Below are 13,047 nucleotides of genomic sequence, written 5' to 3'. Positions count from 1 at the left end.
TCACTACCGTTAAATCGGGTGTCAGGACATCAGGTCTGACACCCGATTTTTATTCAGACCTAAGTAAAGCCATCCCCGCATTCAAGCGCTAAGCGCGCTAGCCCCGACCACACGTTTACGCAATTTTTACACCGCTTTATACAAGCTATACGACATCTTTACCCCAATTTCCCTATCGTAATGACTCAGCCATTCTCGTTGGAGTTTATATGGATTTTTTATATCTCGGCTATCTGTTGCTATTCGCAGTCGCCTGTTTCGCCCTGGTTCAGGGCTGCAACCGTCTCGGAGGCAAAGCATGAGCCTGTTTCACGTCATAGGCGCCATCGTCGCGCTGCTGCTATTGATTTACCTGGTGTATGCCTTGCTGAAACCGGAGGCATTTTAAAATGAATCACTCTGCCTTTTTCCAGATTGCCCTGTATATGGGCGTACTCGTGGTACTCGCAGTACCGCTGGGGCTCTACATCACCAAAGTGATGAGCGGAGAAAAAAATGCGCTGACCTGGCTGATACAGCCGCTGGAAAAACTCTGCTATAAAATTTTCGGCATCGATACAAAAGAAGAAATGTCGTGGAAGCACTATGCGATCGCTTTACTTGCATTTAATGTGCTCGGTGTCTTTGTAGTGTATGGTTTACAACGCCTGCAGTTTGCGCTGCCGCTGAACCCTCAAAACCTGCCAGGCATCACGCCAGATTCCTCACTCAATACTGCAGTCAGCTTTGTCGCCAATACTAACTGGCAGAGTTATGTGCCGGAAGTGACGATGAGCTATCTGACCCAGATGCTGGGTTTGAGCGTACAAAACTTCTTGTCCGCAGCAACTGGCCTGGCAGTTGCGATTGCCCTGATACGCGGCTTTGCGCGTCATACGGTGCAAAGCATAGGCAATTTCTGGCTTGATCTGACACGCGGCACTTTGTACATACTGCTGCCGCTTGCTTTTATATTTGCGACTGGTTTAATGAGCCAGGGTGTGATCCAGAATTTCGATGCATACAAAACGGCTGATTTGCTTGAAAAACTCGATTACACGGTTCCTAAAGTCGACGCAACCGGTGCACCTGTGCTGGATGCTGCTGGCAAAGCTGTGCCTGAAGCGCAAAGTACGACAACCCAGACTTTACCTATGGGACCGGTTGCTTCGCAAGAAGCCATCAAAATGCTGGGCACCAATGGTGGCGGCTTCTTCAATGCCAACTCCGCGCATCCATTTGAAAATCCGACGCCGTTTTCGAACTTTTTAGAAATGCTCGCGATTTTCCTGATTCCCGCAGCGCTGTGTATCACTTTCGGAAAGATGGTCGGCGACCAGCGTCAAGGTTGGGCGATTTTCGCAGTGATGACGATTTTATTTGTCTGCCTGGCCGGCGTAGCGATCACCGCCGAACAGCAAGGCAATCCCATGTTCAGCAAATTAGGCGTCGATCAGATGGCAAGCGACGCTGCCTTGCAGTCTCAGGCTGGCGGCAATATGGAAGGCAAAGAAGCGCGTTTTGGTATCGCGGCCAGTGGCTTGTTTGCGACCATCACGACGGCAGCTTCCTGTGGCGCTGTGAATAGCATGCACGATTCCTACACACCGCTGGGCGGCATGGTGCCAATGATTCTGATGCAGCTCGGTGAAGTGGTGTTTGGTGGCGTCGGCGCAGGTATGTATGGCATGTTGATCTTCGCGATTCTGGCGGTGTTTATCGCTGGTCTGATGATAGGTCGTACACCGGAATATCTGGGTAAGAAAATCGAAGCCTACGAAATGAAAATGATTGCGGTCTCTATCCTGATCGGCCCTTTGCTGGTGCTGGCAGGTAGCGCGATCTCCGTGCTGGCAGCGGATGGCAAGGCGGGCATTGCCAACCCAGGCGCTCACGGCTTCAGCGAAATTCTGTATGCCTTCGTTTCCGCAGCCAATAACAACGGCAGTGCGTTTGCCGGACTGTCTGCCAACACGCCCTTCTATAACGTGATGCTGGCAATTGCCATGTGGTTCGGCCGCTTCTGGATCATCATACCTATCCTCGCGATAGCCGGTTCACTCGCTGCCAAGAAACGTCTGACACCGACGGCAGGTACCTTGCCTACCCACGGTCCTTTATTCGTGAGTCTGTTGTTAGGCACAGTAGTCATCGTTGGTGCACTGACTTATATTCCGGCGCTGGCCTTGGGCCCTATCGTCGAACACCTGATCATGATCGCCCAATAAGAGAACTGCTCAACGCTGTCCCGTGCTTCCCTGTGCAGCGCAAAGGCGTCATCGCCAGCGCCGCGCAGGGAAGGTAACAGGAGTGTTATTCGTCACTTTGAATATGCAGAAGTCTCTCGTTTAGAAAGAAGAAAATGAGCCATAAAATCGAGCTGTCCTTGCTGAATTCCAGCATTGTAAAACCAGCTATTGTCGATGCTTTCCGCAAACTGCAACCGCAAGTCCAGATGAGAAATCCGGTGATGTTTGTGGTGTATATCGGCAGTTTGCTCACCACCGCCCTGACCGTGCAAGCCTTCCTGAGCCAAGGCGAAGCACCGGCTGGCTTTATACTCGCCATCTGCCTGTGGCTGTGGTTTACCGTCTTGTTCGCCAATTTTGCCGAGGCACTGGCAGAAGGCCGCAGCAAAGCGCAGGCAGAGTCGCTGCGCAGTGCAAAACAGGATGTCAGAGCAAAAAAACTGCAGACCGCTAAGCGTGATGCAACGCAAATCCTGGTCAATGGTTCCAGCCTGCGTAAAGGTGACTTCATCCTGGTTGAAGCAAATGATGTAATTCCTGCTGACGGCGAAGTGGTCGAAGGCGTAGCTTCGGTCGATGAATCCGCTATTACCGGCGAATCCGCACCTGTAATACGCGAATCCGGTGGCGATTTCAGTGCTGTGACTGGTGGTACCCGCGTGCTGTCAGACTGGATCATCGTCAAAGTGACGGTCAATCCGGGTGAAGCCTTTCTCGACCGTATGATCGCGATGGTGGAAGGTGCCAAACGTCAAAAAACCCCGAATGAAATCGCATTGACGATATTGCTGGTGGCCCTGACTATCGTGTTCTTGCTGGCAACCGTGACCCTGCTGCCTTTCTCGCTGTTCAGCGTGGAAGCATCCGGTGCTGGCATGCCGGTCACGATCACGGTACTGGTCGCGCTGCTGGTGTGTCTGATTCCTACGACGATAGGTGGTTTGCTATCGGCGATCGGTGTGGCTGGCATGAGCCGCATGATGCAGGCAAATGTGATCGCCACGTCGGGTCGCGCCGTTGAAGCCGCAGGCGATGTCGATGTGCTGCTGCTCGATAAAACCGGCACCATTACGCTGGGCAACCGCCAGGCATCTGCGTTTTATCCTGCGTCCGGCGTCTCTGAAGAACAGCTGGCCGATGCCGCGCAATTGTCGTCGCTGGCAGATGAAACACCGGAAGGCCGCAGCATCGTCATACTCGCAAAAAACAAATTCCAGCTGCGTGAAAGAGACATACAGTCGCTGGGTGCCGAATTCATTCCTTTCACTGCACAGACGCGCATGAGCGGCGTCGATCTGCAGCAAAACGGTAGCGTGCGCAAAATTCGCAAAGGCTCAGTCGATGCGATGCGTAAAGCATTCGCTGAAACCGGCATGCAGTTCCCACAAGCGGTACTCGACATCGTTGATCAGGTTTCGCGTCAAGGAAGTACACCATTAGTCGTGACCGACGATCAACGCGTGATGGGCGTGATAGAACTGAAAGACATCGTCAAAGGTGGTATCAAAGAACGTTTTGCGGAACTGCGCAAAATGGGGATTAAAACCATCATGATCACCGGCGACAACCGCCTGACCGCAGCCGCCATTGCAGCCGAAGCCGGTGTCGATGACTTCCTGGCAGAAGCAACGCCGGAAGATAAACTGAAACTGATACGCTCACATCAGGCCGATGGCAAACTGGTCGCGATGACTGGTGATGGCACCAATGATGCACCGGCGCTGGCGCAGGCCGACGTAGCAGTCGCGATGAACAGCGGCACCCAGGCAGCAAAAGAAGCCGGCAATATGGTCGATCTGGATTCGAATCCGACCAAGCTGATCGAAATCGTCGAAATCGGTAAGCAAATGCTGATGACACGCGGCTCGCTGACCACCTTCAGTATCGCCAATGACGTCGCCAAGTATTTTGCGATTATCCCGGCTGCGTTTGCGACTACCTATCCGCAACTGAACGCACTGAATCTGATGCATCTGACCAGCCCGGCCAGCGCCATCATGTCGGCGGTGATCTTCAATGCGCTGATCATCGTGTTTTTGATTCCGCTGGCATTGAAAGGCGTTAAATATCGTCCGCTAGGCGCGGATATCCTGTTACGTCGCAATTTGCTGGTGTACGGTCTGGGCGGCCTGCTGGTTCCGTTTATCGGCATTAAGCTCATCGACATCATTCTGACCGTACTCGGTCTGGTTTAATAAGGAGTCCTGTTATGAAAATTCTGCGTCCCTTAATCGGCTCATTCATCATACTGAGCGCCATCACTGGCATACTCTATCCTTTGGCAGTCACCGGCGTTGGCAAAATCGCCTACCCTGAGCAAGCCAGTGGCAGCCTGATACAAAAAGATGGCAAGCTGCTCGGTTCGAAGCTGATAGGGCAAAGCTTTAGCGATCCCAAGTATTTCTGGAGCCGCCCATCAGCCAGTGGCACGTTTTCTTATAATGGCCTGGCTTCCGGAGGTGCCAATCAGGGGCCGACCAATCCCGCTTTGAAAGCTGCGCTGGAAGAGCGCATCAAGGCTTTGCACGATGCCGATCCGGGTAATACCAAGCCGGTTCCGGTCGATCTGGTGACGGCTTCCGGCAGCGGCCTCGATCCACATATCAGCCCGGCTGCTGCCGAATATCAGTTAGCGCGGGTAGCGCGGATACGCGACATCAGTCCTAAGCAACTGCGCGCTTTAGTGGAAAAACACACAGAGTCTGCACAATTCGGTATTCTGGGCGAAGCACGTGTGAATGTGCTGGAACTGAATCTCGCACTTGATCAAATCAAGAAATAAATGTTGAAGTAAATGATGAACGATTACCGCCCCGACCCGGATGCCTTGCTGGACAAGATACAGCGTGAAGACGCAAAACAGCAGCGCGGATACTTAAAGATTTTTTTTGGCGCCTGTGCCGGGGTGGGTAAGACCTATGCGATGCTGAATGCGGCGCATCTGCAAAAACAAAAAGGGGTCGATGTCGTGATCGGCATCGTTGAAACCCATGGCAGGCAGGATACCATCCAGATTGCGCAAGGGATCGACATCCTGCCAGCACAGCAAATCCATTATAAAGACAGGACTTTGTCAGAGTTTGACCTCGATGCAGCACTGCTGCGTCGTCCCGGCTTATTACTGGTCGATGAACTGGCGCATTCCAATGTGGCAGGCTCGCGCCATGCCAAGCGCTGGCAAGATGTGGAAGAATTACTTGCGGCTGGGATCGATGTGTACACCACTGTCAATGTACAGCATCTGGAGACGCTGAATGATGTGGTGGGACAGATCACCGGCATCCGGGTGTGGGAAACCGTACCTGATAAAATTTTTGATCTGGCCGATGAAATCACGCTGGTCGATTTACCGCCGGATGAATTGCTGCGCCGTTTAAAGGAAGGCAAAGTCTATCTTGAACATCAGGCGCAGCGTGCTGCTAAAAACTTTTTCCGTAAAGGGAATCTGATCGCTTTACGCGAGCTGGCACTGCGCCGCACTGCCGATCAGGTTGATGTGCAGATGCGCGATTACCGCGCCGATCAGGCCATCCATCAAGTCTGGCAAGCGAAAGAAAGGCTGCTGGTCTGTATCGGGCCAGATGCCAGCGCCAGCAAGCTGGTACGAGGTGCAGCACGACTGGCGGCCAGCCTGCGTGCCGACTGGATCGCCGTCTATGTGGAAACGCCGAAACTGGCTAAACGCAAGGCGGGACAACAAGATGCGATATTGAAGGCGCTGAAACTGGCGCAGGAACTGGGTGCTGAAACCACCACACTGGCAGGGGACAATCTGGCAAGCCTGCTGCTCAGCTATGCGCGCAGCCGTAATGCATCGAAACTGGTGATAGGCAAATCATTACGTCCGGCCTGGACCCGCCTGCTGCGCACCAGCCTGGCAGATGAACTGGCCAGCCGCAGCACCGATATTGATGTGGTGATGGTCGGCCATGACCTTAGCGTGCAAGACAGCGAACGTCATACTGAGAGCAATCATATCGATCTCGAACAAGAGCAACGCACACCGCTATCTGATTATCTTTGGACGATAGTTATCTGCCTGGCGGCAACCCTGCTAAGTGCCGGGCTGACTCAGGTATTTGATCTGGCGAATGTCGTGATGCTGTATTTGTTGGCAGTGGTTTTTGTCGCGATACAATTTCGGCGTGGTGCATCGATACTCGCCTCTTTCTTAAGTGTCGCCAGCTTTGATTATTTTTTTGTGCCACCGCGTTTTTCCTTTAGCGTCAGCGACAGTCAGTATCTGTTCACCTTCGTCATCATGCTGGCCGTATCACTGACCATTAGCAAACTGATGACCAATCTGCGCTTTCAGGCCCAGGTTGCGCTGTACCGGGAACGCCGTGCCGATGCGCTGTACACCATGAGCAAAGCCTTGTCCGGTGCCCTGATGGTGGAACAGATTATCGAAATCGGCGTCAACCATCTGGCACCGGTATTCCAGGCCAGAGTCGCCATCCTGCTGCCGGATAGTCATGACAAAATCCGCCAGCCACTGGCAGAAACTGCTCAGCCAGATCCTATGCAGGCTATGCTGCTCAGTACACTCGATACCAGCGTTGCACAGTGGGTCTACGATCATCATCAAAGCGCAGGTCTGGGCACCCAGACCCTGCCCTCGAATGCTGTCTTGTATTTGCCTCTGCGCGCACCAATGCGCACGCGCGGTGTGCTGGCGATCGCACCTAAGGATACGCGACAGATTTTCCAGCCTGAGCAGCAACAGTTACTCGATACCTTTGCCGCGCAAATAGCGCTGGCGCTGGAGCGCGTGCATTATGTCGATGTGGCGCAGGATGCCTTAATCAGCATGGAAGCAGAACGCATGCGCAATGCCTTGTTATCTGCGATCTCACATGACCTGCGCACCCCGCTGACGGCCATTGTGGGTCTGGCCAGCACGCTGAATGAGCAAGCTGATTTAGCGCCGCCTAAACGGGCTGAACTGAGTCTGGCTATCCATGATGAAGCGCTGCGCATGAGCGGACTGGTGGTCAATTTGCTGGACATGGCGCGGCTGCAATCGGGTAAAGTCACGCTGAACCAGCAATGGCAACCTTTGGAAGAAGTGGTCGGCAGCGCACTGCGCGCCTGTCAGCACAGCTTGCAAGGCCATGGTCTCAAAACCGCGATACCGGCGGACTTACCGTTGCTGTACTTTGACGCGGTGCTGATGGAGCGTGTACTGTGCAATCTGTTAGAAAACGCGGCAAAATATGGCCGCACTCAAATTCAGATCACTGCGCAGGCAGATACAGAATTTGTGCATCTGAGTGTACTGGACGATGGTCCCGGATTGCCGGCAGGCGTCAATATTTTTGAAAAATTTACCCGTGGCGAACTGGAAGCGGCCAGCCCTGGTGTAGGGCTGGGGCTGGCGATTTGCGAGAGTATTGTGCTCGCGCATAGCGGAAAAATCGTCGCGTCCAACCGGCCAGATGGTGGCGCGCAATTCACGGTTTCTCTGCCACTGGGAAATGCGCCGCCACTGCCACCGATGATAGAAGATGAACTGGAATGAGTGACGCAAAAATTCATATCGTCCTGATTGAGGATGAAAAACAGATACGACGCTTTCTCAGCACCGCGCTTGAGGCTGAGGGCATGACCGTATTTGAGAGTGAAACCGGTAAGCAGGGATTGATCAGTTGTGCTACCCGCAAACCGGATTTGCTGATCGTCGATCTGGGGCTGCCCGACATGAATGGGCTGGATGTGATACGCGATATCCGCAGCTGGAGTGAAGTCCCTGTGATCGTCCTGTCAGCGCGCACGCAGGAACACGAAAAGGTAGCGGCACTGGATGCCGGTGCCGATGATTATCTGAGTAAGCCATTTGGTGCAGCCGAACTGATTGCACGCATACGGGCGCATTTACGGCGGCGTCAGCCCGCTAATGCGCAACAGGAAGCACGGTTTGAATTCGGTGATGTCAGTATCGACTTTGCCTTGCGCACCGTAAGCCGGGCTGGCCTTGCAGTGCATCTGAGTCCGATAGAGTATCGCCTGTTATCGGTACTGGCCAGGAATGCAGGTAAGGTACTCACGCATCAGCAATTACTGAAAGAAGTATGGGGCCCCGGCCATGCAGAAAGCAGCCATTATCTGCGTATTTACATGGCCAACTTACGCCAGAAGCTGGAAGCCGAACCCGCTCAACCGCGCTACTTTCTGACTGAAACCGGCGTTGGTTACCGGCTGGTGACGCAATAAACTACCAGGGTAAATTCTCGTTACTGTAAGTGACGAAGCTGCCACTGTCGGCTGGCATTTTCTGATCGATCACCGCCAGCATTTCCTGCGCCGCCTGCGTTGCTGGCCGGGCCGCACTCCCACCACGGAAAGGTAGCGACAAACGGGTCGTCACCGTACCCGGATGCATGGCCAGTAACACCGTCGCAGGCTGGCTGCGTTTGAGTTCTATCGCAGCAGTCTTGATCAGCATATTCAGCGCAGCTTTGGAGGCGCGATAGCTGTACCAGCCACCGAGCCGGTTATCTTCTATGCTGCCGACCTTGGCCGATAACATCACCAGCACCGCACGCTGGGTATCGAGCAAGCCGGAAAAGTGGCGTAGCACCAGCGCTGGCCCAAAGGTGTTCACCTGAAAGGTCGCCATTAATTGCGCATAATGCAGATCGCTGAGTTTTTTCTCAGGCATGAAGTCAGGACTGTGCAGCAGACCGGCCGCATTGATGATCAGATGAAAGGGGCCATGCGCGCGCATGCTGGCTGCTGCCGCAGCGATACTGGCTTCATCAGCAAAGTCTAAGGCAGGCTCACTGTGCCGGTGTAGCACATGCACCGCGCCACAAGCAGGCTGTGCGCTGAGCTGATCGGCAAATGCAGCGCCTATGCCACCGGATGCGCCTAGTATCAGCACACGGTAACCGGTGGGAAAACTCTTCAGTATGTGTTGATCCATCACCAGCCTCTTTTCCATTGCAAAGGATTGTCCAGTTCGCGCCACGGGATTATGCGCGAGCGCTTAGTCATCACCGCTTCTATCTCCACTTCGCTGACCGGTGCATCCGGACATTGCGGCTCTATCAGCTTCGTCACGATGAAATGCTTTTGCTTGTCCACCACTTGCTGCGCTGTCCACTTAGAATGCAATAACTTCCTGATCGCTCTGCTTTGCATCGCGCTCTCCTTTTTTATCAAGTCCGCAGTACGCCTGGGTTTGCAGGCATTTTGCTGCCAGCAGGCGCATCAGTATTCAGTCTATTTAGGACTTATGCAAAACCGCCCCAGCGGCGTTATGACTCCTTGTCGTACTTATGCGTACTGCCTGCGTCGCCATGCCTTGCCGGGACAATTTTGCGTAAGTCCTACTATTAATATTGCTTGTCGCTGGCCTTACAGGCTGTCGAGATTGTCCCGTATCAGCTGCGCCTGCTGCTGGTAAGCGGCCTGGATCTCCGGGCTCATTTTGCGCCATTGCGGATACACCATGCCGATACGCGGATTGCGTGACAACTGTTCTGCATTACGCGCAAAAAAATCCCAGTACAAGGCATTAAAGGGACAGGCGCGCTCACCGGTTTTTTGCTTTTTATCGTAATAACAGCCCTTGCAGTAATCACCCATTTTATCGATGTAGGTGGCAGTCGAGACATAGGGCTTAGTCGCCAGAAAACCACCATCCGCATACTGACTCATGCCCAACGTATTTGGTAACTCGACCCACTCAAATGCATCGATGTATATCCCCAGATACCACTGATGTACAGCCTGCGGCTGCAAACCCGCCAGCAAGGCGAAATTCCCTATCACCATCAGGCGCTGTATGTGGTGCGCATACGCATGTTCCAACGACTGTCCAATCGCACTTGCGACGCAATGCATGCGTGTTTGTCCGGTCCAGAACCAGGCGGGTAAAGGCTGTTGATGGTTAAAGTGATTCTGTTCCACATAGTCGGGCATTCTGGCCCAGTACACACCACGCACATACTCGCGCCAACCGAGGATCTGGCGGATAAAACCTTCTGCCGTATGCAGTGGTATGCGTGCTGCACGCCACTCCTGCTCAACCGCCTGCACCACCTCAGCCGGATTCAACATCTTGGTATTTAAGGCGAAAGACAGCAGCGAATGGAACAGCCGCCAGGCACGGTGACTCATCGCATCCTGATAAGAGCCGAAATGCGGCAGCGCCGTGCTCACAAAAACCTGTAACTGCTGCAGCGCTTCTGTCCTGTCCAGCGGCCAGCGGAACTGTGCGGCCTGCGGCTCGCCAAAACTGGCAACACCGGCTGCCTGTATGTCTTGCCACAGCTGACTGTGGTCATATACCGGCCGCTGATCAGCCGGTTCCCACGGCAGACCAGACCAGGCTGCGCGATTATCGGCATCATAATTCCACTGACCACCGGCAGGCTGGTCCTGCTCCATCAGTATCTGGTGACGTACCCGCATCGCGCGATAGAAATGCTCCATCAGCCAGCGTGATTTGCCTTTGAACTGCGCTGCGACTTCGTGGCGCATGGTGAAAAAATGTTCGCTGCTGACGCCGTATTTGCGTATGCCCGCTGCAGGCTGATAAGTGGCTAATTGCTGGTCCAGCCGGTATTCGTCGGGCTCCTGGTAGCGCAGCTCTGTGCACTGATAATGCAGCAATAACTGGTCCAGCAGCATGGGCAGGCTAAGCGCCGGACCGGCATCTTGTATGGTTTGATAATGGACACGGTGACCTGCTTGTTGCAGGCTGCGCGCAAACGCACGCATGGCAGCAAAGATTGCGATGATTTTCTGTGCGTGGTGCAGCACATAATCGGTCTCCTGCCGCATTTCCAGCATCACATAGACGTGTTCATCACTGACCTGCTGAAACCAGGAATGCTGAGGGTTGAGCTGATCCCCCAAAATCAGGCGAAGACTGCGGGTTTTCATATCGGTGCTTTCGGCTGACGACGGCAACGGTCGGAACAGTATTTCACTTCATCCCACACCTTTTCCCATTTTTTACGCCACTGAAAAGGCAAGCCACACTGTACACAATGGCGTACCGGCAGATCAGATTTTTTTCGCATTTTCATGGTTAGATTCAGCTCGCTCGTGCATCAGAATGAATGAGCGCGATCATGCCATGATTTGTGTGAAGTTGCTGGGCAGCACTCAAATGCCTGCTGGCGCGACAGGTCTGGTACGTAAAAAAAGCCGCGGCGTGCGGCTTTGATGCAGAAATTATTGGTAGCGGGCCAGACTGGCTTCAACGTGTTTTGCCAACACATCCTGAGAGTCTATGGTCATCCCCAGTTCATTGAGTAAGCCATCCTGTAAGCCATATACCCAGCCGTGTACCGTGACTTCCTGACCGCGTTGCCAGGCATCCTGAATCACGGTGGTCTGACAGACATTGACCACTTGTTCTATCACATTCAGTTCGCACAAACGGTCAGCGCGCTGCCGCAGCGACAAGGTCTCACCCAGATAGCGCTCATGTTTCTGATGCACGTCCTGTACATGGCGCAGCCAGTTGTCAGCCAGACCGACGCGGCCACGCGTCATTGCGGCATGCACACCGGAGCAGCCATAGTGGCCGCAGACGATAATGTGTTTCACGCCCAGCACATCGACGGCAAATTGCAAAACAGAGAGGCAATTCAGATCAGAATGCACTACCACATTGGCGATGTTACGGTGGACAAATAACTCACCTGGCAATAAGCCCAGTAATTCATTGGCAGGGACACGGCTATCAGAGCAGCCTATCCACAGGTATTCAGGGTTTTGCTGGGCAGCGAGTTTTTTGAAAAAATCGGCATCTTTACTACGTATGGACTGTGCCCATGCGCGGTTATTATCAAATAGCTGCTCAGGGGTCAATTTTTTGCTGTTTTGCACTGTCATCATCTGGCCCATTGATCGAAACAGGCGTGATTCTAACTGTTTACAGTACAAAAAGCTTGAGCACGAACAGCGTATGGGGAGAAACTCCCGATACGCTGTGATCTTCCGTTAAATGATGCTTATCGTCTGCGCGAGATGCCTCAGACCAGAACGACAAACTGCGATTAACGATAATTGCTACGGTCGTCAGGTTCCGCCAGCATGGCTTTTTTCAAGCCTTTGTCGACCGGACTGTCGCCCAACCAGATACGCAGTAAGGCATTGTAAAAAGCCAGATCAGGATAAGGCTCACCCAGTTTTTTCCCGTTCAGGGTCAACACGGTGCCTACACCAGGAATCCAGTCATTGGTCATGACATCGCCTTTTTTCAATTCCGGTACAGAGGCAAACAATTCACCGAAACGCAGGAATTGCGAGGTCAGTTTCGCTTTCTCAGCCTTATCGGTATTTTGCTGAATACCCTGCATGAAGCCACGGCCAAAATCCTCATTGCTGAGGTCACGCAGCATCACGATAGTTACACGGCGTGGTCCTGGTGCAGCCAGCACATCGGGCACAGTGGTCTTCTTTTCTTTCAGGTATAAGCCAGCCACATAAACCTTGAAAATCGCTTTGTAACGTATGCCGGCGCCGTTCAGTTTTAACTCGGTATTGGCCAACTGTATCGTTTCATCCAGTTTAACGCCTGCGACTTCCGTTGCCTGCGCCTGCATCACCAGTCCCAGTGCCAGACTGCATCCGGCCAGCCATTGTTTCGTTTGATTCCAAAGCATTTTCCTGTCTCCGTTTAGTTTGTGTTGGATCAGGTCAGCATCAGTACTGCCGATGCGGCCATATCCTTTATTTTTCCGCGCTTAACGCGGTGCTTTAGCTTAACTGAAGGCGGAAATTTTATGCAGATTTTTTATGGAAAAAGCGCTCTAGAACAGCATTTTCATGTACCCACTGAGGCTCCTGCATCATACGG

The 13,047-nt window shown here is 53.2% G+C and carries 12 protein-coding genes; 6 read left to right on the top strand and 6 right to left on the bottom strand.

Going from position 1 to position 13,047, the window contains the following annotated elements:
* Nucleotides 1-298: 298 nt before the first annotated feature.
* From kdpF to kdpE, 6 genes are all read left to right on the top strand, one after another.
* Nucleotides 299-388 carry a K(+)-transporting ATPase subunit F gene (gene kdpF / locus H8K43_RS05800; RefSeq protein WP_186902946.1) on the top strand — a complete coding sequence of 30 codons (90 nt, stop codon included), beginning with the start codon at nt 299-301 and terminating at the stop codon, nt 386-388.
* 1 nt (nt 389) lies between these two features.
* Entirely contained in the window at nt 390-2,207 is a 1,818-nt protein-coding gene (kdpA, locus tag H8K43_RS05795) for a potassium-transporting ATPase subunit KdpA (RefSeq protein WP_186902945.1), read from the top strand.
* A gap of 134 nt (nt 2,208-2,341) precedes the next feature.
* Nucleotides 2,342-4,423, top strand: a complete 2,082-nt coding sequence (gene kdpB / locus H8K43_RS05790) for a potassium-transporting ATPase subunit KdpB (protein ID WP_186902944.1) — start codon at nt 2,342-2,344, stop codon at nt 4,421-4,423.
* A 14-nt stretch (nt 4,424-4,437) separates the two neighbouring features.
* Nucleotides 4,438-5,010: a potassium-transporting ATPase subunit KdpC gene (gene kdpC / locus H8K43_RS05785; RefSeq protein ID WP_186902943.1), complete on the top strand. Its 573-nt coding sequence runs from the start codon at nt 4,438-4,440 to the stop codon at nt 5,008-5,010.
* A gap of 12 nt (nt 5,011-5,022) precedes the next feature.
* Entirely contained in the window at nt 5,023-7,749 is a 2,727-nt protein-coding gene (locus H8K43_RS05780) for a DUF4118 domain-containing protein (RefSeq protein WP_408058486.1), read from the top strand.
* The gene (kdpE, locus tag H8K43_RS05775; protein WP_186902942.1) at nt 7,746-8,441 is read left to right on the top strand and encodes a two-component system response regulator KdpE; all 696 of its coding nucleotides are present in this window, start codon (nt 7,746-7,748) and stop codon (nt 8,439-8,441) included. The genes H8K43_RS05780 and kdpE overlap by 4 nt, the downstream gene beginning before the upstream one ends.
* Before the next feature lies 1 nt (nt 8,442).
* Here kdpE and H8K43_RS05770 read toward each other — a convergent pair whose 3' ends face one another.
* From H8K43_RS05770 to H8K43_RS05745, 6 genes are all read right to left on the bottom strand, one after another.
* Nucleotides 8,443-9,153 carry an SDR family NAD(P)-dependent oxidoreductase gene (locus tag H8K43_RS05770; protein WP_186902941.1) on the bottom strand — a complete coding sequence of 237 codons (711 nt, stop codon included), beginning with the start codon at nt 9,151-9,153 and terminating at the stop codon, nt 8,443-8,445.
* Nucleotides 9,153-9,371 carry a TIGR02450 family Trp-rich protein gene (locus H8K43_RS05765; protein ID WP_186902940.1) on the bottom strand — a complete coding sequence of 73 codons (219 nt, stop codon included), beginning with the start codon at nt 9,369-9,371 and terminating at the stop codon, nt 9,153-9,155. The genes H8K43_RS05770 and H8K43_RS05765 overlap by 1 nt, the downstream gene beginning before the upstream one ends.
* Before the next feature lie 216 nt (nt 9,372-9,587).
* Nucleotides 9,588-11,120, bottom strand: a complete 1,533-nt coding sequence (locus H8K43_RS05760) for a cryptochrome/photolyase family protein (RefSeq protein ID WP_186902939.1) — start codon at nt 11,118-11,120, stop codon at nt 9,588-9,590.
* Nucleotides 11,117-11,266 carry a DUF2256 domain-containing protein gene (locus H8K43_RS05755; protein ID WP_186902938.1) on the bottom strand — a complete coding sequence of 50 codons (150 nt, stop codon included), beginning with the start codon at nt 11,264-11,266 and terminating at the stop codon, nt 11,117-11,119. Before H8K43_RS05755 ends, H8K43_RS05760 begins: the two co-directional genes overlap by 4 nt.
* 148 nt (nt 11,267-11,414) lie before the next feature.
* A complete protein-coding gene (gene can / locus H8K43_RS05750) occupies nt 11,415-12,080 on the bottom strand; it encodes a carbonate dehydratase (protein ID WP_186903038.1) in 666 nt (221 codons plus the stop codon).
* A 164-nt stretch (nt 12,081-12,244) separates the two neighbouring features.
* On the bottom strand, nt 12,245-12,853 hold the full coding sequence (locus H8K43_RS05745; protein WP_186902937.1) for a chalcone isomerase family protein: 609 nt from the start codon (nt 12,851-12,853) through the stop codon (nt 12,245-12,247).
* Nucleotides 12,854-13,047: the final 194 nt, after the last annotated feature.

The sequence above is a fragment of the Cognatundibacterium curvum genome (assembly GCF_014284235.1).
Taxonomy (GTDB): domain Bacteria; phylum Pseudomonadota; class Gammaproteobacteria; order Burkholderiales; family Burkholderiaceae_D; genus Undibacterium; species Undibacterium curvum.
Note: the sequence above shows the minus strand (reverse complement) of the source record. Positions and strands in the feature narration are given on the sequence as shown.